22 protein-coding genes are annotated in these 22990 nt (G+C 67.4%); 7 read left to right on the top strand and 15 right to left on the bottom strand.

Going from position 1 to position 22990, the window contains the following annotated elements; genetic code table 11:
• The first annotated feature begins 7 nt into the window (after positions 1-7).
• The 3 genes from EJP67_RS06450 (at position 8) to EJP67_RS06440 (ending at position 4044) form a co-directional block, all read left to right on the top strand.
• Positions 8-2413, top strand: a complete 2406-nt coding sequence (locus tag EJP67_RS06450) for a penicillin-binding protein 1A (protein WP_126020768.1) — start codon at positions 8-10, stop codon at positions 2411-2413.
• Between the two features lie 97 nt (positions 2414-2510).
• Entirely contained in the window at positions 2511-3116 is a 606-nt protein-coding gene (locus EJP67_RS06445) for a hypothetical protein (RefSeq protein ID WP_126020766.1), read from the top strand.
• A gap of 10 nt (positions 3117-3126) precedes the next feature.
• The gene (locus EJP67_RS06440; RefSeq protein ID WP_126020764.1) at positions 3127-4044 is read left to right on the top strand and encodes an acyl-CoA desaturase; all 918 of its coding nucleotides are present in this window, start codon (positions 3127-3129) and stop codon (positions 4042-4044) included.
• On the opposite strand, the gene creC is transcribed toward EJP67_RS06440, so the two are convergent.
• Together creC and creB are read right to left on the bottom strand one after the other, a co-directional pair.
• Positions 4030-5472, bottom strand: coding sequence for a two-component system sensor histidine kinase CreC (creC, locus tag EJP67_RS06435; RefSeq protein WP_126020762.1), 1443 nt, complete (start codon positions 5470-5472; stop codon positions 4030-4032). The genes EJP67_RS06440 and creC overlap by 15 nt on opposite strands.
• A complete protein-coding gene (gene creB, locus EJP67_RS06430) occupies positions 5469-6263 on the bottom strand; it encodes a two-component system response regulator CreB (protein ID WP_126020760.1) in 795 nt (264 codons plus the stop codon). Before creB ends, creC begins: the two co-directional genes overlap by 4 nt.
• A gap of 566 nt (positions 6264-6829) precedes the next feature.
• Here creB and EJP67_RS06425 point away from each other — a divergent pair.
• Complete coding sequence (locus tag EJP67_RS06425) at positions 6830-7771, top strand: YcjF family protein (RefSeq protein ID WP_126020758.1); 942 nt, start codon at positions 6830-6832, stop codon at positions 7769-7771.
• A 109-nt stretch (positions 7772-7880) separates the two neighbouring features.
• Here the strand turns inward: EJP67_RS06425 and cueR are convergent, their stop codons facing one another.
• Positions 7881-8279 (bottom strand): Cu(I)-responsive transcriptional regulator, encoded by a 399-nt coding sequence (gene cueR / locus EJP67_RS06415; protein WP_126020756.1) that lies wholly within the window; start codon positions 8277-8279, stop codon positions 7881-7883.
• A complete protein-coding gene (locus EJP67_RS06410; RefSeq protein ID WP_126020754.1) occupies positions 8276-8470 on the bottom strand; it encodes a heavy-metal-associated domain-containing protein in 195 nt (64 codons plus the stop codon). Before EJP67_RS06410 ends, cueR begins: the two co-directional genes overlap by 4 nt.
• A 156-nt stretch (positions 8471-8626) precedes the next feature.
• On the opposite strand from EJP67_RS06410, the gene EJP67_RS06405 reads away from it, so the two are divergent.
• Positions 8627-10870 carry a heavy metal translocating P-type ATPase gene (locus tag EJP67_RS06405; protein WP_126020752.1) on the top strand — a complete coding sequence of 748 codons (2244 nt, stop codon included), beginning with the start codon at positions 8627-8629 and terminating at the stop codon, positions 10868-10870.
• A gap of 18 nt (positions 10871-10888) precedes the next feature.
• Here EJP67_RS06405 and EJP67_RS06400 read toward each other — a convergent pair whose 3' ends face one another.
• From EJP67_RS06400 to EJP67_RS06380, 5 genes are read right to left on the bottom strand one after another with little or no spacing between them, the layout of a single operon-like run.
• The gene (locus EJP67_RS06400) at positions 10889-11371 is read right to left on the bottom strand and encodes a GNAT family N-acetyltransferase (RefSeq protein WP_206169461.1); all 483 of its coding nucleotides are present in this window, start codon (positions 11369-11371) and stop codon (positions 10889-10891) included.
• A 58-nt stretch (positions 11372-11429) separates the two neighbouring features.
• Positions 11430-12560 (bottom strand): sterol desaturase family protein, encoded by a 1131-nt coding sequence (locus EJP67_RS06395; RefSeq protein WP_126020750.1) that lies wholly within the window; start codon positions 12558-12560, stop codon positions 11430-11432.
• Positions 12561-12593: 33 nt separating this feature from the next.
• Positions 12594-13877, bottom strand: coding sequence for a beta-ketoacyl-[acyl-carrier-protein] synthase family protein (locus EJP67_RS06390; protein ID WP_126020748.1), 1284 nt, complete (start codon positions 13875-13877; stop codon positions 12594-12596).
• Complete coding sequence (locus tag EJP67_RS06385) at positions 13874-14170, bottom strand: phosphopantetheine-binding protein (RefSeq protein WP_126020746.1); 297 nt, start codon at positions 14168-14170, stop codon at positions 13874-13876. The genes EJP67_RS06390 and EJP67_RS06385 overlap by 4 nt, the downstream gene beginning before the upstream one ends.
• A 34-nt stretch (positions 14171-14204) precedes the next feature.
• Positions 14205-15065 (bottom strand): alpha/beta hydrolase, encoded by an 861-nt coding sequence (locus EJP67_RS06380; RefSeq protein ID WP_126020744.1) that lies wholly within the window; start codon positions 15063-15065, stop codon positions 14205-14207.
• A gap of 137 nt (positions 15066-15202) precedes the next feature.
• On the opposite strand from EJP67_RS06380, the gene EJP67_RS06375 reads away from it, so the two are divergent.
• Both EJP67_RS06375 and EJP67_RS06370 read left to right on the top strand, forming a co-directional pair.
• Positions 15203-15892: a response regulator transcription factor gene (locus tag EJP67_RS06375; RefSeq protein WP_126020743.1), complete on the top strand. Its 690-nt coding sequence runs from the start codon at positions 15203-15205 to the stop codon at positions 15890-15892.
• The gene (locus EJP67_RS06370; protein ID WP_420824257.1) at positions 15889-17316 is read left to right on the top strand and encodes a sensor histidine kinase; all 1428 of its coding nucleotides are present in this window, start codon (positions 15889-15891) and stop codon (positions 17314-17316) included. Before EJP67_RS06375 ends, EJP67_RS06370 begins: the two co-directional genes overlap by 4 nt.
• 4 nt (positions 17317-17320) lie before the next feature.
• Here the strand turns inward: EJP67_RS06370 and gloA2 are convergent, their stop codons facing one another.
• The 6 genes from gloA2 to EJP67_RS06340 all read right to left on the bottom strand — a co-directional run bounded on the left by gloA2 (position 17321) and on the right by EJP67_RS06340 (position 22893).
• A complete protein-coding gene (gene gloA2 / locus EJP67_RS06365) occupies positions 17321-18073 on the bottom strand; it encodes an SMU1112c/YaeR family gloxylase I-like metalloprotein (protein ID WP_126020741.1) in 753 nt (250 codons plus the stop codon).
• Between the two features lie 11 nt (positions 18074-18084).
• Positions 18085-18546, bottom strand: a complete 462-nt coding sequence (locus EJP67_RS06360; RefSeq protein WP_126020739.1) for a GNAT family N-acetyltransferase — start codon at positions 18544-18546, stop codon at positions 18085-18087.
• Positions 18543-19028 carry a RidA family protein gene (locus EJP67_RS06355; protein ID WP_126020737.1) on the bottom strand — a complete coding sequence of 162 codons (486 nt, stop codon included), beginning with the start codon at positions 19026-19028 and terminating at the stop codon, positions 18543-18545. The genes EJP67_RS06360 and EJP67_RS06355 overlap by 4 nt, the downstream gene beginning before the upstream one ends.
• 67 nt (positions 19029-19095) lie before the next feature.
• Positions 19096-20199 (bottom strand): alkene reductase, encoded by a 1104-nt coding sequence (locus EJP67_RS06350; RefSeq protein ID WP_126020736.1) that lies wholly within the window; start codon positions 20197-20199, stop codon positions 19096-19098.
• An 85-nt stretch (positions 20200-20284) separates the two neighbouring features.
• Positions 20285-22114, bottom strand: coding sequence for an acyclic terpene utilization AtuA family protein (locus EJP67_RS06345; protein WP_126020734.1), 1830 nt, complete (start codon positions 22112-22114; stop codon positions 20285-20287).
• On the bottom strand, positions 22111-22893 hold the full coding sequence (locus tag EJP67_RS06340; RefSeq protein ID WP_126020732.1) for an enoyl-CoA hydratase/isomerase family protein: 783 nt from the start codon (positions 22891-22893) through the stop codon (positions 22111-22113). The genes EJP67_RS06345 and EJP67_RS06340 overlap by 4 nt, the downstream gene beginning before the upstream one ends.
• Positions 22894-22990 lie beyond the last annotated feature (97 nt).

Genomic DNA, 22990 nt, shown 5'->3' with positions numbered 1-22990 from the left:
ATTTCCCATGTTCAAACGCTCAAACTCCAAGGCCCCCGGCGACGACGGCGCGGCGCCGCGCGATTCCCGCCTCGACTGGAAGCGCATCGCCGGCTGGGGCGCCATCGGTGTCGGCTCCGGCGCGCTGGTGGTGCTGGTCGCGGCCATCGTCGCGGTCGTCACCATCTACCCGAAGCTGCCCGACGTCTCGGAGCTTTCCGACTACCGCCCCAAGCTGCCGCTTCGCGTGTACTCGACCGAAGGCCAGCTGATCGGCGAGTTCGGTGAGGAGCGCCGCAACCTCACGCCTTTCGCCAACATTCCCAAGGTGATGAAGGACGCCGTGCTGGCCGTGGAGGACGCGCGCTTCTACGACCACGGCGGCGTGGACTACAAGGGCTTCCTGCGTGCAGCGGTCGCCAGCCTGAAGGGCGGCCGCAAGCAGGGGGCCTCGACCATCACCATGCAGGTGGCGCGCAACGTGTACCTGACATCCGAGCGGACCATGAGCCGCAAGACCTACGAGATCCTGCTGGCCATGCGGCTGGAGCAGCAGCTCACGAAGGACCAGATCCTCGAGATCTACCTGAACCAGATCTACCTCGGCAACCGCGCCTACGGTTTCGCCGCCGCGGCCGAAACCTACTTCGGCAAGCCGCTGCAGAACATCACCATCGCCGAGGCCGCGATGCTGGCCGGCCTGCCGAAGGCGCCCGGTGCGAACAACCCGGTGGCCAACCCGCGCCGCGCGCGTGCGCGCCAGCTGTATGTGATCGACCGCATGCAGGAGACCGGCTTCATCACCGCCGAGCAGGCGGCCGCCGCGAAGAAGGAAGAGCTGCACCTGCGCGATGCGGCCGACCCCAACCGGCTGCATGCCGAGTACGTTGCCGAGACGGTGCGCCAGATGATGTACGCGCAGTACGGCGACAGCATCTACACCAGCGGCATGAAGGTCTACACCTCGATCGTGGCGGCCGACCAGGCTGCGGCGTACAGGTCGCTGCGCAAGGGCATCATGGACTACGAACGCCGCCAGCCGTACCGCGGGCCCGAGAAGTTCGTCGACCTGCCGAGCGAGCAGAAGGAAATCGACGAAGCGGTGGACGACGCGCTGGCCGAGCATCCCGATAACGGCGACGTGATCGCGGCCGTGGTGCTCGATGCGAGCGCGAAGGAAATCAGCGCGGTGCGCGCGAACGGCGAAACCATCCAGATCACGGGCGATGGTTTGAAACCGGCGCAATCGGGCCTTGCTGCGAAGGCGCCGCCCAACATCAAGATCCGCCGCGGCGCGGTCATCCGCGTGGCGAAGACGCCGAAGAACACCTGGGAAATCACGCAGCTGCCCGAGGTGGAGGGTGCCTTCATCGGCATGGATCCGCGCAGCGGCGCCATCAAGGCGCTGGTGGGCGGCTTCGACTACGGCAAGAACAAGTTCAACCACGTGACGCAGGCCTGGCGCCAGCCGGGTTCGAGCTTCAAGCCCTTCATCTACTCGGCCGCGCTCGAGAAAGGCTTCACGCCCGCTACCGTGGTGAACGACGCGCCGCTTTACTTCGACGCCAGCGCCAACGGCGGCCAGCCCTGGGAGCCGAAGAACTTCGAGGGCACCTACGAAGGCCCGATGCCGCTGCGCACCGCCCTGATGAAGTCGAAGAACCTCGTCACGCTGCGCGTGCTGCAGTCCATCGGCACTCCCTATGCGCAGGACTGGGTCACCAGGTTCGGCTTCGACAAGGACAAGCAGCCCGCCAACCTGCCGATGGGCCTGGGCGCGGGCTCGGTCACGCCGATGCAGATGGCAGTGGGCTACTCGGTGTTCGCCAACGGCGGCTACCGCGTCAATCCCTACCTCGTCACGCGCGTCACCGACCTGCGCGACAAGGTCATCATGGAGACCGAGCCGCCGGTGCTCGACGAATCGCGCCGCGCCATCCCGCAGCGCAACGCCTTCATCATGGACTCGCTGCTGCAGAGCGTGGTGCGAAACGGCACCGGCTTCAAGGCCTACCAGGCACTCAAGCGCGACGACCTCTACGGCAAGACCGGCACCACCAACGACTCCTTCGACACCTGGTTCGCGGGCTTCCAGCCGACCATGGTGGGCATCGCATGGGTCGGCTACGACACGCCGCGCCAGCTCGGCGTGCGCGGCGAGACCGGCGGCAGCCTGAGCCTGCCGATCTGGACCGGCTACATGCAGACCGCGCTGCAGGGCGTGCCCGTGACTCACCCGGCCCAGCCCGAGGGCGTGGTGAGCATCGACGGCGAGTGGTACTTCGACGATTTCACGCCGGGCCACAACGTGGCGAGCCTGGGCCTGGAGAGCAGCGACACGCTGCCGCCGCCGGTCGAGCAGCTCACCGGCGCGCCCGTCGGTGCGCCGCCCCCGCCGGAGGAACGCAACCGGATCCTCGATTTCTTCCGGTAGCCGGACTTCTTCGAGAAACCGGAAGCGAAGGCGGGTTCGCGGTGCCTACACTCGGTACCGCTTCCCGCCTTTTCCTTTTTCTCCTTCTCCCGCATCCATGGAAATCCTCACCCTGGTGGCGCTCGTCGCCGCCGGCTTCTACATCCTCAAGTCCAGGGAACAACGCCTGCGCATCGCCCTGCTGGCGAGCCACCTCGGCCGCTATCAGATCGAAAAGCTGATGGAGAGCCTCACATCCGGCTACATGCGCTGCCTCGGCGAGGACGACGCCGAGCGCCGCCGCCAGATCTGGCAGATCCTGGACAGCACAGAGGAAAAACTCTCCGGCCAGATCGATGGCTTCGCAGCCGAGTTCTCGCGCATGCCCGAACCCGTCACCCGCGTGAGCAAGCTGCCCGTGGCCATTCCGCTCTTCACCCAGTTCTTTCCGTCGGCGGCCTTCGACATGCGCCAGGCGTTGCTCATCCACGCACGCGGCATCGCCGGCGTGATGCGCAACGAAGCAGGCCGCACACCCAAGTCCAAGGCCTACATGATGTCGGCCGAGCTGTTCCTGTTGCAGCACACCTGCCACTGGTATTGCCGATCGAAGACGGTGGCGTCGGCGCGCATGATCGGGCAGCACCAGACGCAGTACCTGCAGGCACTGCGTGCGGTGAGCCCGCAGACGCGCGAAGCCTATTGCGCGCTGATCGGGCGCTGAGCTTCCTGCAATGCAGTCCACCGGTCTCGATCACCATCGGGTTCACGCGGGACAGGGCGATTTCGTCTGCCAAGGCGAAGTTCTGTACGCACCGGTCAAGTCGCTCTGGTTCTCGGGCATGGCCGCTGCCGCACTGGTTGGCGGTTTTTTCTTTTTCCGGTGGGATGCATTCGCGCTTTTCGTCGCCAGCACCGCGTTCGTGCTGTTGTTCGGCCACTCGCTGGGCAGCCATCGCCAGCTGATTCATCACAGCTTCCAATGCCCCCGATGGCTGCGCTGCACGTTGATCTATTGCGGCGTGCTGGTCGGCCTTGCGGGCCCTCTGGGAATTCTTCGCCAGCACGAGTTGCGCGACTACGCGCAACGTCTGTCGGTCTGTCACGACTACCTGAGGCACGGCCGCGGTTTCTGGACGGATGCCTGGTGGCAGCTTCACTGCGAGCTGCATCTCTCGCATCCGCCCGACATCCGGATCGAGCCTCTCGTCGCGAACGACCGCTTGCTGCACTGGCTCGAAAGAACCTGGATGCTGCAGCAACTGCCTGTCGCCTTGCTCTTTTATCTCTGGGGCGGATGGGCTTTCGTCTTCTGGGGCGTATGCGCACGCGTCACTGCCGGCGTGCTGGGCCATTGGCTGATCGGCTGGTTCGCGCACAACCAGGGCGAGATGAATTACGAGGTGCGCGGTGCCGCCGTACAGGGACGCAACATCCCATGGACTTCGCTGTTGACCATGGGCGAGAGCTGGCACAACAACCACCATGCCTATCCGGGCTCGGCTCGGCTGGGACTCGCGCCCGGCGAATGGGATCCGGGCTGGTGGATGCTCAGGTTGTTCGAGCGCTGCGGCATGGCATGGGATCTGCGCCAGCCGGATTCGCTGCCGCCGCGCCCCGAGCTTGTCGAAATCCGCTCAGTGATGCGATGACGACAACGGCAACGTCAGCGTAGCCACCGCCCCGCCGCGCGATGCGTTGCCCAGGTCGATGCGGCCGTGGTGCAAGGCCGCGATCTCCTTGACGAAGGCAAGGCCCAGCCCGGTGCTCTTCTTCTGGCTGTGCGGCCTGGCGAGCGAATAGAACTTCTCGAAGACTTTTTCCTGCGCGTAATCCGGAATGCCGGGGCCATGGTCGCGCACGCTCACGCGGGCCAGCTTGGAAGTGGTTTCGAGGGTGAGCAGCACCTCGCTGTCCAGCGGCGAGAAGTCGATGGCGTTGTCGAGCAGGTTGCTGATGGCGCGGCGCAGCAGGAAGGGGTCGCCCTCGGTGCGGGCTTCGTTGCGGATGTTCACGAGCAGCCTGATGTTGCGCTTCGCGGCCGCAGGCTGCGCGCTCGCGGCGATGTCTTCGATCAGCGCGGCGAGCGACACCGGCTCCGTGCGGTCGAGCGCGCGCCGCGTCTCCAGCGCGGTAAGTTCCATCATGCGGTCGACGATTTCCTGGATGCGTTGGGTCTCGCGCTCGATGTTCTTCAGGAACCGTTCGCGCTCGGCGTGCGGCATCGACGGTTCCTGCAGCAGCTCGGCCGCGCCGCGGATGGCGGAGAGCGGGCTCTTCACTTCGTGCGTGAAGGTCTGGACGTAGTCGGCCACGTAGTTGCGGCCGGTGAGTGCGTCGCGCATTTCGCTGAAACCTGTGCGCACGCCGTCGATAGCGCGCCTCACCATGCGTGAAAGGCTCAGGCTGCGCTGGGCGCGCACCCAGGTCCAGTAGTCGCGGATCAGGCCGAAGGGCCGCACCAGCCAGACCGAGACGATCAAGGTGAGCAGCAGCAGCGCGAGCGCCGAACCCACGCCGACCCAGATGGTGCGCCCGCGCGCGTCTTCCACGAACTGGCCGAAGCTTTGCACCGGCTTGCCGACGCTGACCATGCCGACGATCTCGTTGTTCCAGCGGATCGGCGCGCCCACGTACATGACCGAGGTGCGCGGATCGCCGTCGACGTCGCGCGACGTGCGCGCGCCGTAAAGGCCGGCGAGCGTGCGGCTCACGTCGCTCCACTTCGAATAGTCGGCGCCGAGATGCCTGCCGAGCGAGTCGAACATGACGCGGCCGTTGCGGTCGGTGACATACACGCGCAATTCGACGCGGCTCTTGTGCAGGTTGTAGATCTGCGCCGAGAACTCGCGCGCGTAGACGGTGCGGAACAAAGGCTCCAGCCGCGCGGTGTTGATGGCGCCGGCGATCACGTCCTGCTCGACCAGGCTGGCCACGAGCTGCGAGGTTTCTACCAGCGATTCCTCGGCGGATTCGCGATAGCGGGGATCGATGTCGGAGACGACGCGATAGAGAAGGAAGGCGATGCCCGCCGTGTAGATCAGCAGGATCCCGATGAAGATGCGCGTGCGCCGTGTCACGACGCCTTGGCGGGCAGTTCTTCGTTCAGCGCGTAGCCGGTGCCGCGCAGCGTGCGGATCGGCTCCACTTCCGGCGCGATCGCCTTGAGCTTGGCGCGCAGGGTCTTGATGTGGGCGTCGACGGTTCGGTCGAAGCTGTCGCTGGAGTCGTCCCAGACGAGTTCGAGCATTTCATCGCGCGTGAAGACGCGGCCGGGGCGCTGCACCAGGAGTCTCAGCAGGCCGTATTCATAGCGCGAGAGTTCGAGCAGCCGGCCGTAGTAGCGGATCTGCATGCGCTCGGTATCCAGTGCGAAGGGCGATACGGGGGCCTGGGAGCCCGCAGGAGCGCCGTTCGCGGAAGTTTGATGCCCCCCCACGTGATTCGTGCCCGCGGCGCCTTGGGGGGCTCCTGAGCCGCTCCTGGCACTGCGTCGCAGGATGGTCCGCACGCGCGCGACCAGCTCCCTTGGAGAAAAGGGCTTGGCGATGTAGTCGTCGGCGCCCAGTTCGAGGCCCACCACGCGGTCTATTTCGTCGCTGCGGGCCGTGAGGAACACCATGGGCACCTCCGGTCCTCCCATGGACTGGTTGAGCGCCTGCAGGCGCTTGAAGAGCTCGAAACCGTTGAGGTCGGGCAGTCCGATGTCCAGGATGGCCAGCGCCGGTGGTTCCTGCGCGAACTGGGCAATCGCTTCCTCGGCCGTGGCGCACCAGACAGGGATGAATCCGTCGCTTTTCAGGACGTATTGCAGCGTGTCGGCGATGCCCGACTCGTCTTCGGCGATCAGGATCCGGGGTTTGAAGCTCATCCACGGATGTTACCGAGGGGAGGACCGGCCGGGAGGGCCGGTTCGCCCCCGGCTTCCGGGACCGGCGCGGCCATTCGCGGCGTTTTTTTCGGGCGCGGCTTTTCCTCTTCTTGTCTTCTTGTTTTTCTTATTCAAATTAGTAGTAGTAGATAAGGGTCGCCTCCCTCTGTGGACATGCCGCTTTTTTCGTTATGCGACAAGCACTTGTCATGCCGCTGTCACTGTGCGCAGCCGCGCTTCCGGTTTGTACCCGCGACATGGACAACATTGGGTAACCCTTCGGGCCTGTGGATAAACCATGCCTTGTTCAAGAAATGTCCCCAGACTTGTCCTTTGACGGCACTTCAGAAATCTGCGAAAGACGGTTTTCGCCCGGAGAAATTCATTGCTGAAAATTTGTGCAAACCGTAGATTTCCATTTGAAATCAATAACTTGCAAGACCCCTACACAGAAGTGCCGACGTTATCCACAGAGTTGCCCAAGGTTTGTGGGGAGAACGTCCGACGGAACCTCCGGACCGCAGCCACGACCCCACCGGATCATTGAAATTGCGGAAATATCGAACATGACACCTTCTGAAACAAAGTCGATCGTTACCCTGAGCCTGCTGGCCGCCTTCGTGGACGGCGAGAAGCACGAGCGCGAGCGCGCCGAGATCAAGCGCATCGCGGAAGGCCTGTCGCAGGCCGACGGGCTCAACCTGCCGACGCTCTACCAGGACGTGCTGATGAAGCGGGTGTCGCTGGCGTCTGTGGCGGGCGAGCTCAAGAGTCCGGAAGCGAGGCAGCTCGCCTACGAAATGGCGGTGTGCGTCTGCGACGCGGACGGCACGCAGTCGGAGGCGGAGCGGATGTTCCTGGCGGACGTGCGCACCTCGCTGGGCCTGGACGCCTCGGCGGCCGCGTTCTCGCAGCAGGCGGAAGAAATCGCCGCGGTGCCGGTGGCCGCCACCGCGGCGGCCGCATCGGTGCCTGCAGCGCCGAAGAGTCCCGACACGGCGGAGCTGGACAAGTCGATCCTCAACGCCTCCATCCTCAACGGCGCGCTCGAGCTGCTGCCCGAGACGCTATCGACCATGGCGATCATTCCGCTGCAGATGAAGCTGGTCTACCGCATCGGCCAGGCCTACGGCTACCAGCTGGACAGCGGACACATCAAGGATTTCCTCGCGACCGTCGGCGTTGGCCTTACCTCGCAGTACCTGGAGCAGGCCGGGCGCAAGCTGCTCGGCGGCTTGCTTGGCAAGGTCGGCGGCGGCCTGCTGCGCGGCCTCGGCAACCAGGCGGTGAGCTCGGGGATGAGCTTCGCGTCGACCTACGCGCTGGGGCACGTGGCAAAACGCTATTACGCTGGCGGCCGCACGCTCTCGGCGCAGATGCTGAAGGACGCGTTCTCGGGCGTGGTGAAGGAAGGGCAGAGCCTGCAGACGCAGTACCTGCCGGCGATCCAGGAAAAGGCCCGCACGCTGGATGCGGGCAAGGTGCTCTCGCTGGTCCGCGGCGCTTGAACGAGCAATTCCAGGAACACCGTGGAACCGGCTTTGCCGGGCCACCGGTGTTGCCCCCGGCGAGGGGGTAGGCGAAGCGACACGAAGTGCGCGAAGCCTGGGGGAGTACCTAGTTCGCCAGGTCGTCGAGGATCGGGCATTCGGGGCGCGCGTCCCCGTGGCAGCAGTGCACCAGGTGCGCCAGCGTGCTGCGCATGGACTGCATGTCGGCGATGCGCTGCTCCAGTTCGCCAAGGTGCTTCTCGGCGATGCGCTTCACGCTCGAGCTGGCGCGGCGCCGGTTGTTCCACAGCCCGACCAATTCGGCGATTTCCTCCATCGAGAAGCCGAGGTCGCGCGAGCGCTTGATGAAGCGCAGCGTGTGGATGTCGGCCTCGCCGTACTGGCGATAGCCGCTTTCGGTGCGCGCCACCGCCGGCAGCAGGCCCAGGCTCTCGTAGTGGCGGACCATGCGGGCCGACACGCCCGAGCGCTGCGCGGCTTCGCCGATGGAAACCTGCATCGTCATTGAACCGCGTACCCCGCGTTCTCGATCGCGGCCACGATGTCCTTGCGCGGCTGCTCGCTCAGCACGTCGACATGGCCCGTTTCCAGATCGACCGTGACCTGCGCTTCGGGATCCACCGTTTGCACCGCGTTCTGCACTGCGTTCGCGCAGTGGCCGCAGCTCATGCCCGTGACCTGGAATTTCTGGCTCATCGTGTTGCTCCTTGAAAGTAGCTGGTAAAGAGAAGTGGCCGGCCTGACGACCGGGAAACCCGCAGTTTGAACCCTCTCACGATGTCAATGTCCAGCGCAGGGGCTCTGAATTTTTCCGCTTGACCTTGACATGGTGTGAGGCTTTAGCCTCGGCACATGGAAAAACTTCAGCTCCAGCAAACCCCCGGTACCGCCACGCTCGACCTGTCAGTCGGCGGGATGACCTGCGCCTCCTGCGTCATGCGCGTCGAGCGTGCCTTGAAGAGCGTGCCCGGCGTGCAGGACGTGAGCGTGAATCTCGCGACCGAATCGGCCCGCGTGGTGACGTCCGGCGACGATGACATGGATGTCCGGCTGCGCCGCGCCGTGCGCGCCGCCGGTTACGAGCCTCGGGCGGCGAGCGAGGCCGCGGACGAAGCAACGCTGTCGCCCTGGGCCGGCTTCGCCCCGGTCGCCATCGGCCTTGCGCTGTCGATTCCGCTGATGGCGCCGATGCTGGGCGACCTCATCGGGCTCGACTGGATGCTGCCGCCGTGGGTGCAACTGCTGCTCGCGACGCCGGTGCAGTTCTGGCTGGGCGCGCGCTTCTATCGCGCGGGCTGGCATGCGGTGAAGGCGCGCACCGGCAACATGGATCTGCTGGTCGCACTTGGCACCAGCGCGGCCTTCGGGCTTTCGCTATGGCTCTGGTGGCGTGCGACCACCGGCGAGCATGCGGGCCACGGCATGGTGCCGCACCTGTACTTCGAGGCTTCGGCGGTGGTGATCACGCTGGTTCTGCTCGGCAAGTGGCTGGAGGCGCGCGCCAAGCGCCAGGCCACGTCCGCGATCCGTGCGCTGCAGCAGCTGCGGCCCGAGGTGGCGCACCTGCTCGATGTGCGCGGCAAGGAAAGCGACGTGCCGCTGGCCGAGGTGATGGTGGGCGACCGTCTCGCGGTGCGTCCCGGCGAGCGCGTACCGGCCGACGCGAAGGTGGTTGAAGGACATTCCGAGGTCGACGAATCGATGCTCACCGGTGAGCCGCTGCCAGTGGCCAAGGGCCCGGGCGATGCGCTGACCGGTGGCGCGGTGAACGGCGACGGCCGCATGGTCGTCGAGGTGAGCGCGGTCGGCGCCGAGAGCGTGCTGGCGCGCATCATCCGCCTGGTCGAGGACGCGCAGGCTGCGAAGGCACCCATCCAGCGGCTGGTGGACAAGGTCGCCGCCGTGTTCGTGCCGGTGGTGCTGCTGATCGCGCTGGCCACCTTCGCGGGCTGGATGCTGGCGGGTGCCGGCATCGAGACCGCGCTGATCCATGCGGTGGCGGTGCTCGTCATCGCCTGTCCATGTGCGCTGGGCCTTGCAACGCCCGTGGCTGTGATGGCGGGCACCGGCGTGGCGGCTCGGCATGGCGTTCTGATCAAGGATGCGCGTGCCCTGGAGATCGCCCACCGCGTCGATACAGTCGCCTTCGACAAGACCGGCACGCTGACCATCGGCCGTCCGGTGCTCACCGCGCTGATGCCCGTGGCCGGCGCCTCGGCCTCGCAAGACCAGTTGCTGGCCACCGCCGCCAGCCTGCAAGGCGGCAGCGAGCATCCGCTGGCCAAGGCCGTGCTGTCGGCCGCCGCGCAGCGCAACCTGCAGGTGCCAGCGCTGGGTGCGATGCAGGCTTCGCCGGGCCGTGGCGTGCGCGGCGAAGTCGAGGGCGTCCAATGGGCCATCGCCAGCCTGCGCTGGTGCCTTGAGCTCGATGCGATGCCAAATGCCGAAGAAGTGGAGCGCCTGCAATCGCAAGGCGCGACGGTTTCCGCGCTGCTGCGCTTCGACGAAGCCGGTGCCGCGCAGGTGCAGGCCCTGCTCGCCTTCGCCGACGAGCCCAAGCCACAGGCCGCCGAAGCCATCCGCACGTTGCGGGCGCGCGGCCTGCGGGTGGTGATGATCTCGGGCGACAACCTGCGCGCGGCGCAGGCCATGGCTGCACGGCTGGGCATCGCGGCCGAGGATGTGCGCGCCGATGTGCTGCCTGCAGACAAGGCCGCGCAGGTCGCCGCGCTCAGGAGCAACGGACATGTCGTCGCGATGGTCGGCGATGGCGCCAACGATGCACCCGCACTGGCAGCGGCCGATGTCGGCATCGCGATGGCGCCTTCGGGCGGCGGCACCGACGTGGCGATGGAAGCAGCCGGCATCACGCTCATGCGTGGCGATCTCGCGCTGGTCGCGCAGGCCTTCGAGCTTTCGGGCCGCACGGTGGCGAAGATCAGGCAGAACCTGTTCTGGGCCTTCGCCTACAACGTCGCCGGCATTCCGCTCGCCGCCTTCGGCCTGCTGAGCCCGGTGGTGGCCGGCGCGGCGATGGCGCTGTCGAGCGTGAGCGTGATGGCGAATGCGCTGCTGCTGCGGCGCTGGAAGCCCTGAGCCTGTTGCGCCTGCCGCTCAGTCGAGCAGCAGCGCCATGATGTGGTCGTCGATGGCCTGTGCATCCGTGGCGCGCTTGTAGAACTTGCGCAGCGTGCCTTCGCGTTCGAAGCCGAGCTTTTCGTAGAAGCGCAGCGCCGGTGCGTTGTCGCTTTCCACGATGAGCTCGATGCGCCTGACGCCGTCCGCTTTCAGCCGCTCGATTGCATCCGTGACCATCGCCAGCGCGATGCCCTGGCCATGCAGTGCGGGGTTTACAGCCAGCGTGCCGAGGCTGGCCACATGCCGCACACGGCCCGGGTAGCGCGAGGCCCGGTAGAAGCCGGCGATGCGGCCGTCGCGTTCGTAGACGAAGAAGTCGCCACCATCGAGCAGCTGCCGGTAGATCGGCCTGAAGTCTTCCAGCGGCATCGGGTCGTAGCCCAGGTAGGGCACGACCTTCTCGTGCATGTAGAGGGCGAAGACGGTGTCGATGTCTTCGGAAGTGGCCAGCCTGCGCATGATGGGTGCCCCGCAACGGTGAAGGCGCCGAGCATAGCGGGCGGCGCATGCGTGGCGGTCAGCCGAAGAGCAGTACCGCCGAGATGGCCAGAAGCGCCGCCTGCGCGCACCACGCCCATCGCAGCCGCAGCCGCGAATCGAGCACTGCGCCGATGGACCAGAAGCCGCCGACCGAGAGTGCAAGAAGCGTCAGCCCGGTGTGGAAGGCGAGATCGTCCGCGCGCCAGAGAAAGGCCAGCGTCACGCCGACCCAGCATGCGAAGTGGAGGGCGGCCGACGCGACCTGTGGACGCGTGAGCACGGGGGCGTGGATGTGCATGGCTTCTTCCAGCGAGAACGCGGGTTCCGGAAAGCGCGCCGCCACGTCGGCCGGCCGCCAGCCCGGCGGCTTGAACCACACGGCGACCTTGTCTCGCCAGCGCTTCGCGTGCCAGGCATCGCGCAGCAGCGGCATGTAGGGCCCGAGAATGGCGCGCATCGGGTCGAAGCTCGCGAGCGCCTTGCGCGTGCCGTAGACGCAGCGTTCGGTCTCTTCGGCGAACGTGCCGAACATGCGGTCCCACACCACGAGCATGCCGCCGTAGTTGCGGTCGATGTACTGGTCGTTCACCGCGTGATGCACGCGGTGGTTCGAAGGTGAGGAGAACACGCGGTCGAACCAGCCCAGCTTGCCGATGTGCTCGGTGTGGATCCAGAACTGGTAGACCAGCACGATCAGCCCCGCGAGCCCGAACTGCTCCGGCGGCACGCCGATCACCGCCATCGGCAGGTAGAAGGCCCAGCCGAGGAATGCCACCGTGCTTTCCTGCCGCAGCGCGGTGGAGAAGTTGAAGTGCTGGCTCTGGTGGTGCACGGAGTGCGCGGCCCAGAAGACGGCCGACTCGTGCCCCGCGCGATGCAGCCAGTAGTCGAAGAAGTCGAACAGCAGCACCGCAGCGATCCAGCCCATGGCGCTGTACCAGAAGGCGGCGCGTGTCCAGATGGCGACCAGCGGATAGACCAGTGCGTAGAGGCCGATCTGGAAGAGCTGCGTGCACACCGAGAGCGCCTGGCTCAGCAGCCCCTGGCTCAGGCTGCCGATGGTGTCGCCGAAGCGGTAGGTGTTGCGCCGCTTCAGCCAGCCCCATGCGAACTCGCACGCCATGAGCAGCGCGAACACCGGCACGACGAAAACAACCAGCCGGTGCACCGCGCGATTTTTCAGGAAGCGTTCAGTGAATCTTCAGCGATCGGACGCGCGGCCAGCCACGATGACGGCGTTGGTGCCGCCAAAAGCGAAGGAATTGGACAGTGCGTAACGCATGCCCTTGGCCTCGCGAGTCTCGCCTTGCACGAAGTCGAGATCGAAGGCGGCGTCGGGCGTCTGCAGATTGGCGATGGGCGGCAGTGCTTCGCGTGCCAGCGCGCGCAGCGTCGCGACGAGCTCGATCGCACCGCCGCCGCCGAGTACGTGGCCGTGGATGGCCTTGGTCGCGCTCACCGGCACGGTGTTGCCGAACACTTCGCGGATCGATGCGGCCTCGGCTGCATCGCCGGCCGAGGTGGCCGTACCGTGCGCGTTGATGTGGCCGATCTCGGAAGGCTCGATGCCCGCGTCGCGCAGCGCGGCGCGCATCACGCGCACCTGGCCCGCGGTGTCGGGGTTGGTGATGTGCGTGCCATCGCAGTTGGTGGCGTAGCCCGCGAGCACGAAGGGCGCGGCTTCGGCGCCGCGCGCAGCGGCATGCGCCTCGGATTCGAGCACCAGCGCGGCCGCGCCTTCGCCGATGGCGAAGCCCGCGCGGTCGCCCGAGAAGGGGCGGCAGGCGGTCGAAGGCGCATCCGCCGGCGGCGGCGCCATCACGCGCATGGCGTGCCAGCTGGCCATCACGCCGGGCGTGAGCATGGCGTCGTGGCCGCCGACGATGGCGACGTCGATCCAGCCGCCGCGAATGGCGCGCATCGCCTCGCCGATGGCCACGGCCGAGGAGGCGCAGGCACAGGCGTAGGCGATGGCAGAGCCGCGCGCGCCGAAGTGCAGGGCGAGCTCGGCCACGGCGGCGTTGGGCATCACGGTGAGCACGGTGGTCGGGCGCATGCGGCGCTGTTCGCCGTAGAGCGTGCTGGTGGTGTTGTCGAAGGTGCCGGCGCCCGCGAGCCCGCTGCCCCAGAAGATGCCGAGACGGTCGCGGTCGATGCTGTCGAGGTCGATCTTCGCTTCGCCGGCGGCGTCCTGCGCGGCGGCCAGTGCCATGGCGGTGCCGCGGTCCAGTGGCAGGCGGGAGGTGCTGCGTACGCCGTTCGAGTCGAAGTCGCAGGCCGCGACAGCCAGCGTCATCGGGTCCATGCCCTTGATCTCCAGCGTCTGCGCGCGCACGGCAGAGCGCCCCGTGAACAGGGCCTCGTCGAAGGCCTCCACGGTGCGGCCGATGGGCGTGACGAAGCCGATGCCGCTCACACGCACGGGTGCGGATGCGGCGCGCGCGGCGGAGGCCGCGAGCACGGAGTGAGCGGCGCCGCTGCTCATGCGGTTGCTTCGGCGGGCTGAGCCGCAACAGCGCCCGCGCTCTCCGCGTCGATCACTTCGCACAGGCGCTGCAGCGTGATGCCGGCTTCGCGCGGGTCGAGACGCTCTTCGGGAATGCGCAGGTGGAAAGCGTCCTCGACGGCGAAGACGAACTCCATCAGCGCGAGCGAGTCGAGGCCGAGGTCGGTCAGCGCGGTGGCGGGCGAGATGGCTGCGGGGTCGACGCGGAAGTCGGTCTGCAGGATCGCCGCGATGCTGTTGAAGGTGGGCGAGGAGAGATCGGAAGAAGACATGGAAATGCTTTCCTTTCGGACGTGGTCGAAGTTGTCAGGCGTACAGCGTATGCTCGGGCATCGTGCCATGCGCCACCGCGTCGACGAATGACACTGTTTCGCTCACGACCTGTTGACGATCGTTGTCGATGGTGATCATGTGGTAGCTGTTGGCGACCACGACGGCACGGAACGCGCGGCAGCGCAGGCCGCGCGCGAGGATGCCCAGGTTGGCCACGCTGGCCACCTCGTCCTGCTGGGCGTGCAGCGCCAGCACGTTGCCGCACTGCACGCCGTGCAGGTTGCGGCGCACATGGCGGATGAGCCTGTCGTGCTCGCGCAGGTGGCCCACGCCGATGACCGAGCTGCCTGCACGCGAGATCTTGCGGTGGCGCAGTTCGCGCTCGATCCAGGCACGCACGCGCTCGTTCTTCACGCCATAGGGCGGGCGCTCGCGGTATTGCCAGAGCCTGCCCAGCGGCGTGTAGAAGGCCAGCGGCAGCAGGAACTGCGTGCGCGGAATGGCCCAGCCGTCGAAGCGCAGCGTGGTCGACATGAGCACCAGCGCATCGACGTCGCTGCCGCAGCGGATGGCCGCGCCCAGTGCCAGCGAGGAGCCCGCCGAGATGCCGACCAGCATCACGCGGTCGTGCCGCTCGCGCAGCGACTTCACCTGTGCCTGGATCGCGTCGAGCCAGCGTTCGTACGGCGCCGCGCGCTGCATCGGCGCGCTGGCGTCGAACGAGTAACCCTCGATCGACAGCGGATGGACCGGATAGCCCCGGCTGCGCAGTGCGGACTGCACGGTCAGCAACTCGTCAGGCGTGCTGCATAAACCATGCAGCAGGACCACGGCGGTGCGCTGCACCTCCGGGGGAACCAGGCTCAGCAGATCGGAGGGTTCGCGCGCACTCATCGTGTGGCGCAGGCCATGAAAGTGGCCCGTGATTCATCGTGCTGTCGTATGCTCATGTTGCGTTTATCGCTTGGAGCGACTGACCGGCCGCTGACCCGTCGTTCGCAAGGCAGATTACCCCCAACCATTCAAAGACCATGCGAATTCTGCTTGTCGAAGACGACACCGTTCTGCGCGATGTGATGGTGCGCAGCCTTGCCGATGCAGGCCACCGTGTCGACGTTTCCACCAACGTGGAAGACGCCGATCACCTGTGGCGCGTGCAGCCCTTCGATGCGGTGCTGCTCGACCTCAACCTGCCCGCCACCGCGAGCCCGACCAGCGGCCTCGCGAGCGGGCTCACCGCGCTTCGGCAGGCACGCGCGCGCGGCGACCGCACGCCCGTGCTCGTGCTCACGGCGCGAGGGCGCACCGAGGAACGCATCGCCGGCCTCGACGCGGGTGCCGACGACTACCTCGGCAAGCCCTTCGACCTGGCGGAGGTCGAAGCGCGCCTTCGTGCACTGGTGCGCCGTGCCAAGGGCACGGAAGACATCGTGCTGCTGGGCCAGCTCAAGCTCGACCGCAAGGCGCGGCGCTTCTCCACCGCGAGCGGGCCGCTCGACCTGCCCGCGCGCGAGTTCGAGGTGCTCTGGGAGCTCATGAGCCCGCCGGGCCGTACGGTGAGCAAGCGTGCGCTGTCCGACAAGCTGTCCAGCTTCGATGAGTCGCTCGGCGACAACGCGCTCGAGGCCTTCATCTCGCGCCTGCGCAAGAAGCTGCAGGGCACGGGCGCGAGCATCCGCACGCTGCGCGGCATCGGCTACCTGCTCGAAGCCGAGGTGTGATCGACGCCGGTCCGCGCGTGAACGGGCAGCAGCAACAGACCATCGCCGAATCGCAGACGGCTGCGGTGCGCGCGCCGTCGCTCACGCAGCGCGTGCTGCGCAACGTGCTGGTGCCGCTGGCGCTCACGTGGATGGTCGGTGCGGTCATCGCGCTGGTCATCGCCAACTACTTCTCCGAACAGGCCTTCGACCGCGGCATGCTCGACGACGCCTATGCGCTGTCGGCCAACGTGCAGGCCGGCGAGCGCGGCATCGAGCTGATGCTCACGCCGCGCGAAGTGGCCACCGTGCTCTTCGACCAGGTCGACAAGGTGTACTTCGCGGTGCAGCGGCTCGATGGCTCGCTGATCTCCGGCCAGGCGGGCCTGCAGGCGCCGCTGCCGGTGGACGGCTCGCGCTACCGCTTCTCCGACGTGAACTACGAGGGCAGCACGCTGCGCGCGGTGGTGCTCGAGCATGACGCCGAGCCCGACATCAGCATGCCCTATCGCGTGATCATTGCGCAGACCACGCTGAGCCGCGCCGCGCTCGTGCGGCAGCTGCTGGGCTATGCGCTCGCGCCGCAGATCGTGCTGCTGATACTGCTCGCGATATGGCTCTGGTACGGCATCCGCAGCGACCTGCGGCCGCTGGGCGACCTGCAGCGCGCGCTCGACCGGCGCGACGTGCGCGACCTCTCTCCGGTGGCCGTGGCGCAGACTTCGCGCGAGATCCAGCGCCTGGGCAATGCGGTCAACTCGCTGTTCGAGCGACTGGGCAACAGCGTGCAGGCGCAGCGCGAGTTCGTCGGCAACGTGGCGCACGAGCTGCGCACGCCGCTGGCGGGCATCCGCGCACTGGCCGAATACGGACTGGCGCAGCAGGACACCCATGTGTGGCGCGAGCAGCTTGAGCGCGTGTCGGAGCGGCAGGCGCGCGCCAGCCACCTCATCGACCAGTTGCTGGCGCTCGCATTGGCCGAGGAGGCCCGCACCGAGCTCAAGCGCGTGCCTGTGCGGCTCGACGTGCTGGCCGAGCAGACGGTGCTTCGGCACCTGGGGCGTGCCGATGCGCGCGGCGTCGACCTGGGCGCGCGCGGCCTCGACGACGTCGTGGTGGTGCAGGCCAACGAGGCGCTGGTCGAGGGCATCCTCGACAACCTGATCGACAACGCGCTGCGCTATGGAGGCCGCACCATCACCGTCGAACTCGCGGGCCACACGCTGAGCGTGATCGACGACGGGCCCGGCATTCCGCTCGAAGCCCAGCGCGCCTTGATGCAGCGGTGGGCGCAAGGCCCTGCAGGAGAGAAGCTGGGGCAAGGTTCCGGGCTGGGCCTGTCGATCGTCTCGCGCTATGCGGAGCTGCTGGGGGCCGAGCTGCGGCTCGAAGCGGCGGAGCCCACGGGCCTGCGGGTGAGCGTGGCGTTCGGTGAAGTCGCCTGAGCGCTCAGGCGAGCGGCGTGCCCTGGTGGAAGGCCATGCGCCAGCGGCCCGCGCGCCGCTTCCATAGCGAGCTGCGCAGGGAGTCGGCCGCCGGGCGCTGTGGAATGGCTTCCCGGTGCGCGCGGTAGGTGACCAGAGCCACATCGAGGGCCATGCGCAGCACGCGGAAGTCCGAGATCGTGCGTTCGGAGAAGGCTTCGTCGCGCAGCGCCTCGATGATGGCGGCGCGCGTCCATACAGTGCCCGAGACGCCGAGCTCGTGGAAGTCGTCGTCGAGCAGTTCTTCCAGCCGTGCAGCGCTCGCGCGCACCTCGCGCAGATGCAGCGCGCCTTCGAGCTCCAGCAGCAGCGCTTCGAGTTCCTTGCCCGGCGCGGCCTCGTAGAGTTCGAGCGGCAGCCCATCGGGATCGGCGAAGAAGGTGAAGCGCCGGCCGGTGTATTCGTCGATGCGCAAGGGCTCCACCGCAATGCCCTGCGCCGCGAGTTCGTCGGCGGCGGCTTGCACATCGTGCACTTCGAAGGACAGGTGCCGCAGTCCCTGTGCCTCGGGCCGGGTAGGCCGCGCGGGCGCGCCGGGGAAGGAGAAGAGCTCGATCTGCGAGCCGTCGGGCAGGGCGAGATCGAGCTTGTACGAATCGCGCGCGGCGCGGTAGTTCTCGGCCACCACGCGCAGGCCCAGCACCTCGGTGTAGAAGCGCTTCGACACCGCGTAGTCGGCGCAGATGATGGCGACGTGATGAATGCGTTCCAGCTGCATCGCAGAAGACCTCACTTCAACGGCTTGCGCATGAACACGCGGGTGCGCTGCGCGAGCGCGAGGCGCTTGTATTCGACGTAGCCGATGCGCTCGTAGAGCGCGCGGTTCTCGGTCATCTTCTCGTTGGTGAAGAGATGGATGGAGTCATGGCCCTGCCGCAGCGCCTCCTGTTCCGCCAGTTCGAGCAACGCGCGGCCCACGCCCGTGCCCTGCTGCGCGGGGCGCACCGCGATCACGTCGATCAGGAAGCCCTCTTCGGTGATGTCGAGCACCAGCGCTGCGACGATGCGCTTCTCCTGTTGCGCCACCCAGACCTGCGCGTTCGCGATCGCCGCGCCATAGTCCTTCGTCATCGGAATGGGAGTGAGGCCGAGGCGCGGAATGTAGTGGCGAAAGGCTTCCACGGCGCATTCGGTGATGGCTGCGGCATCAGCGGCATCGGCACGCCGCAGTGCCCAGGGCGTGGTGCTCATGCGTCGAACTCCACCTCGCCTTCGATCTCCACCGGAATGTTGAAAGGCAGCTCCGCCATGCCCACCGCGCTGCGCGAATGCGCTCCGATGTCGGGGCCGAAGACTTCGAGGATGAGATCGGAGAAGCCGTTGATGACGGCCGGCTGTTTGTCGAAGCCCGGTGCGCAGGCGACCATGCCGAACACGCGTGTCCATGCGGTGATGCGGTCCAGGTCGCCGAGGGCGCGCTGCAGGCTGCCCAGCATCGCGAGCGCGGTGAGCCGCGCGGCGGTGTAGCCCTGTTCGACGCTCAGCTCGCGGCCCAGCTTGCCCAGCGGCGCAGCGATGGTGCCGTCGGCATTGAGCGGGCCATGGCCCGAGATCAGTGCGCGCCGGCCGACGATGCGCACGAACCGGAATGGCAGCACGACGCCGGGAGGCGGCGTGACTGCGGGTGGCAATACGAGGCCTGAATCGGCCAGTCGTTGCGCGATGCGGGCCATGGCATTTCCTTCCTTGCTGGCGGCGAACGAACGGGTCCGCCGCATCTTGCCATGGCCGCTTCCGGCTTCAGGCCAGCGCCGGATAGTCCGTGTAGCCCTTGGCGCCGCCGCCGTACATGGTGGCCTTGTCGAGCGGATTCAGCGGCGCGTTCTCGCGCAGTCGGCGCACGAGGTCGGGGTTGGAGATGAAGGGCTTGCCGAAGGCCACGAGATCGTCGCCTTCCTTCAGCGCCTCTTCGGCGAGCGGGCGGTCGTAGCCGTTGTTGACCATCCATGCGGCCTTGCCGCCGGCCTCGCGGTATGCGGCCTTGAGGGCTTCGTAGTCGAAGGGGCGGTCCTCGATCTCGCGCGGGCCGCCGGTGGCGCCTTCGATGATATGGATGTAGGCCAGGTTGAGCGTGGCGAGCTGCTTCACCACGTAGGTGAAGAGGGGCTGCGGGTCGCTGTCGTAGGCGTCGTTGGCTGGCGTGACGGGCGACAGGCGGATGCCGGTCTTGCCGCCACCGACGGCGTCGACCACGGCGCGCGTGACCTCGAGCAGCAGGCGGGCGCGGTTCTCGATGCTGCCGCCGTAGTCGTCGGTGCGCTTGTTGCTGCCGTCCTTCAGGAACTGGTCGAGCAGGTAGCCGTTGGCGCCGTGGATTTCCACGCCGTCGAAGCCTGCGGTTTCCACGGCGCTGCGGGCGGCAACCGCGTAGGAGTGGACGATGCCCGGCAGTTCGCCGGCGTCCAGCGCGCGCGGCTCGGAGGTGTCGACGAAGGTGGGCACGCCGTCCTTGATGAGCACGGTCTTGGTCTTGGCGGTGATGGCCGAGGGGGCGACGGGCTTTCCGCCACCGGGTTGCAGTTCGTTGTGCGAGACGCGGCCCACGTGCCACAGCTGCACCACGATCTTGCCGCCCTTGGCGTGCACGGCTTCGGTCACGCGCTTCCAGCTGTCGAGTTGCTCGGTGCCGTAGAGGCCGGGCACGTCGGAGTAGCCCTGGCCCTGGTGGCTGATGGCGGTGGCTTCGGTGATGAGCAGGCCCGCGCTGGCGCGCTGCGCATAGTAGGTGGCGGCGATGTCGGGCGGAATGGCGTTCGGCGAGCGGTTGCGCGTGAGCGGCGCCATGACGATGCGGTTGGCGAGCTTCAGGTCGCCGGCCTGTACGGGGTCGAAAAGGGTGGACATCGTGCGATCGAAAGCAGAGTTGATACGGGGCGCAAGGCTAAGCGCGCCGCCTCAACCCTGCTGTCGCACGGTTGACGGATTGGTGCTAGGCGAGCAGTGCCAACAGTGCCGGGCTCACGCGCACCGGCATGGCCAGCAGGATCTGGCCCATGCCCTTGCCGAGCGGATCGTTGCGCAGCGAGGCCATGCCGCCGCCGCCCAGCGCCTGCTCGCAGACGAAGTTGAGAGCGCCGATGCCGGGCACCTCGTAGCGCGTGATTTGCCCCTTGACGAGGTGCGCGAGCCAATCGGCCACGCGTGCTTCGGTGAGTTGATCGCTCAACAGCGGTAGCAGGGCAGGGTGACGTGCGATGACGCCGATGTTCGAGGTGTCGCCCTTGTCGCCGCTGCGGGCCCAGGCCAGGCGCAGCAGCGGTACTTCGATGCTGTCGGCATCGGAAGCGATGATCTCCGTCTTGATGGCTCTGGCAGGCGAAGAGGTGGGCTTGGCCACCTCGGCTGGCGACGGGACTTGGGGGCGGGGAACATCGATGCGCTTTCCATCGATGACCACCGATGCCTCGACCAGTGATTTGTCGAGCAGGAACGCGTACTGACGGATCGATGGGGAAACCGAGGCGCGTCCGCCACCCGCGCCGGTGGTGCCTGGAGCCCACGATGTACCGGCCGGAGCGACCTCACGCACGAACAGTTCCAGAGCTTCTTTGCGCGGGTGCGTCACCGCAAGCCGCAGCACCGCTTCGCGCGTCTGCGATGCGCGCGCGTGCGGTCCGTAGCAGGACTCCGCGCCCAGCACTTCGAGCTGCGTGCCGCTGTAGGGGCCAAGGCCATGCTGCGAGAAAAGCGCGCCGGTGCGCGCGAGGATGGCTTCGCCCGTTCGCTTCGCCTTGGCCACCGCGTCGAAGCCCACGATGGTGAGCTGCGCCGCCGTCTTGAAGCCGTCGACGTAGGTGGCGCTGACCTTGTAGCTCGCAGTCGGTGCATGGCCGCGAGCGCCGTGCACGCGCACGCGGTGCTCGCCGGCCTGCTCGATGCGCACCTGCGTGAAGTCGGCCACCACGTCGGGCAGCAGGTAGGCGGCGGGGTCGCCGATCTCGTAGAGCATCTGCTCGCCCACCACCGCGGGCGTGACCTTGCCGCCGGTGCCCGCGGGCTTGGTGACGACGAAGCTGCCGTCGGCGCTGCATTCGACGATGGGGTAGCCGATGTTGGGCCAGTCGGGCACGGTGTCCCAGTCGGTGTGCAGGCCGCCGGTGGCCTGGCAGCCGCATTCGATGATGTGGCCCGCGAGGCTGCCCGCGGCGAGCAGGTCGAGATCGTCCGGCTGCCACTCGAATTCATGCATGAGCACGCCGAGCGTGACGGCCGAGTCGACACAGCGGCCGGTGATGACGACCTGCGCGCCCGCATCGAGCGCGGCCCTTATTGGCTGTGCGCCGAGGTAGACGTTGGCGGTGAGCACGCGCTCGGGCAGCGCGGCGCCACTCTGCAGTTCGCGCACGGGCGGTTGCGACTTGCGCAGCCCGGGCAGAAGCGGCGACACGTCGTCGCCGCTCACCACGGCGATCTTCAGTGCGATACCCTGGTCGGCCGCGAGCGCGGCCAATGCATCGGCGCAGCCTTGCGGGTTGACGCCGCCCGCGTTGCTCACCACGCGGACGCCCTGTTCCACGACGTCTTTCAGCACGGCCTTCATCGCCACCGAGATGAAGTCGGTGGCGTAGCCGAGCTCGGGCTTCTTGAGCCGGGCGCCCGCGAGGATCGACATGGTGAGTTCGGCGAGGTAGTCGAACACGAGGTAGTCGATCCGGCCGCTGGCCACGAGCTGCGGCGCGCCCACGCTGCTGTCGCCCCAGAAGCCCGAGGCGCCGCCGATGCGGACGATGCGTTCGTCGATGTTGCCGCTGCCGCTCATCGTCCGCTCCACTGTGGCTTGCGCTTCTCGCGGAAGGCGAGCTGTCCTTCGGCCGCGTCCTCGGTGAGCGCGAACAGGCCGATCTGGCTTTCGGTGAAGGCCATCGATTCCTCGAAGGCCATGGCCTCGATCTTCTTCATGGTGTAGAGGCCGCGGCGGATGGCTGCGGGCGACTTGTCGAGCATGCGGCCGAGCAGCCAGTCGACGCTCTCGTCGACGTCGTCGCTCACGCGGTTGACCAGATTCAGTTCCAGCGCCTGTGCCGCGTCGATGGGCTCGCCCGTGATGCACATCTCGGCCAGCACGCGGCGTGGCAGCAGGCCGCCGAGCACGCTGAGCACCTGCGCGGGAAAGAGGCCGACCTTCACCTCGGGCAAGCCGAACACCGCGTGGCTGCTGGCCACCGCCATGTCGCACATCGCCATGAGGCCCATGCCGCCCGCCATGCAGGCGCCGTTGACGCGCGCGATCAGCGGCACGGTCGACTGCCGGGCCTGGCGGAAGAGGTTGGCGAAGCCCTGGTAGGGCGCGGCGTAGTCGAACTTGAAGGAGGTGCCGCTCTGCAGGTCGGCGCCCGCGCAGAAGGCACGTGTGCCCGCGCCGGTGATGACTACCGCGCGTACCGCGCTGTCGTTGTTGGCGCGTGCGATGGCATCGCCCAGGCCGGTGAGTACGGCGCCGCTGATGGCGTTGCGGCGCTCCTCGCGATCGATGGTGAGCCACATGACGGGCCCGCGCATCTCTTCGCGCAGTTCGTTGGACTTTGGTGTTTCGGGCATGGCGCGGGTCCTTGTGCTTCGCGGAGATTTGTTTCTCTCCAGCCTGTAGCGTGGCCCGAAAAAAAAGCCGCATCGTGCGGCTTGTGGCTGAAGCGGT

The organism is Variovorax guangxiensis (genome assembly GCF_003952165.1).
Lineage (GTDB): Bacteria > Pseudomonadota > Gammaproteobacteria > Burkholderiales > Burkholderiaceae_C > Variovorax > Variovorax guangxiensis.
Note: the sequence above shows the minus strand (reverse complement) of the source record. Positions and strands in the feature narration are given on the sequence as shown.

What these genes read in the sequence shown, in the direction of transcription:
- EJP67_RS06450 (WP_126020768.1), top strand. Translation starts at nt 8, where the DNA reads ATGTTCAAACGCTCAAACTCCAAGGCCCCCGGCGACGACGGCGCGGCG.
- EJP67_RS06445 (WP_126020766.1), top strand. Translation starts at nt 2,511, where the DNA reads ATGGAAATCCTCACCCTGGTGGCGCTCGTCGCCGCCGGCTTCTACATC.
- EJP67_RS06440 (WP_126020764.1), top strand. Translation starts at nt 3,127, where the DNA reads ATGCAGTCCACCGGTCTCGATCACCATCGGGTTCACGCGGGACAGGGC.
- creB (WP_126020760.1), bottom strand. Translation starts at nt 6,263, where the DNA reads ATGAGCTTCAAACCCCGGATCCTGATCGCCGAAGACGAGTCGGGCATC.
- EJP67_RS06425 (WP_126020758.1), top strand. Translation starts at nt 6,830, where the DNA reads ATGACACCTTCTGAAACAAAGTCGATCGTTACCCTGAGCCTGCTGGCC.
- cueR (WP_126020756.1), bottom strand. Translation starts at nt 8,279, where the DNA reads ATGACGATGCAGGTTTCCATCGGCGAAGCCGCGCAGCGCTCGGGCGTG.
- EJP67_RS06410 (WP_126020754.1), bottom strand. Translation starts at nt 8,470, where the DNA reads ATGAGCCAGAAATTCCAGGTCACGGGCATGAGCTGCGGCCACTGCGCG.
- EJP67_RS06405 (WP_126020752.1), top strand. Translation starts at nt 8,627, where the DNA reads ATGGAAAAACTTCAGCTCCAGCAAACCCCCGGTACCGCCACGCTCGAC.
- EJP67_RS06400 (WP_206169461.1), bottom strand. Translation starts at nt 11,371, where the DNA reads ATGCGCAGGCTGGCCACTTCCGAAGACATCGACACCGTCTTCGCCCTC.
- EJP67_RS06390 (WP_126020748.1), bottom strand. Translation starts at nt 13,877, where the DNA reads ATGAGCAGCGGCGCCGCTCACTCCGTGCTCGCGGCCTCCGCCGCGCGC.
- EJP67_RS06385 (WP_126020746.1), bottom strand. Translation starts at nt 14,170, where the DNA reads ATGTCTTCTTCCGATCTCTCCTCGCCCACCTTCAACAGCATCGCGGCG.
- EJP67_RS06380 (WP_126020744.1), bottom strand. Translation starts at nt 15,065, where the DNA reads ATGAGTGCGCGCGAACCCTCCGATCTGCTGAGCCTGGTTCCCCCGGAG.
- EJP67_RS06375 (WP_126020743.1), top strand. Translation starts at nt 15,203, where the DNA reads ATGCGAATTCTGCTTGTCGAAGACGACACCGTTCTGCGCGATGTGATG.
- gloA2 (WP_126020741.1), bottom strand. Translation starts at nt 18,073, where the DNA reads ATGCAGCTGGAACGCATTCATCACGTCGCCATCATCTGCGCCGACTAC.
- EJP67_RS06360 (WP_126020739.1), bottom strand. Translation starts at nt 18,546, where the DNA reads ATGAGCACCACGCCCTGGGCACTGCGGCGTGCCGATGCCGCTGATGCC.
- EJP67_RS06355 (WP_126020737.1), bottom strand. Translation starts at nt 19,028, where the DNA reads ATGGCCCGCATCGCGCAACGACTGGCCGATTCAGGCCTCGTATTGCCA.
- EJP67_RS06350 (WP_126020736.1), bottom strand. Translation starts at nt 20,199, where the DNA reads ATGTCCACCCTTTTCGACCCCGTACAGGCCGGCGACCTGAAGCTCGCC.
- EJP67_RS06345 (WP_126020734.1), bottom strand. Translation starts at nt 22,114, where the DNA reads ATGAGCGGCAGCGGCAACATCGACGAACGCATCGTCCGCATCGGCGGC.
- EJP67_RS06340 (WP_126020732.1), bottom strand. Translation starts at nt 22,893, where the DNA reads ATGCCCGAAACACCAAAGTCCAACGAACTGCGCGAAGAGATGCGCGGG.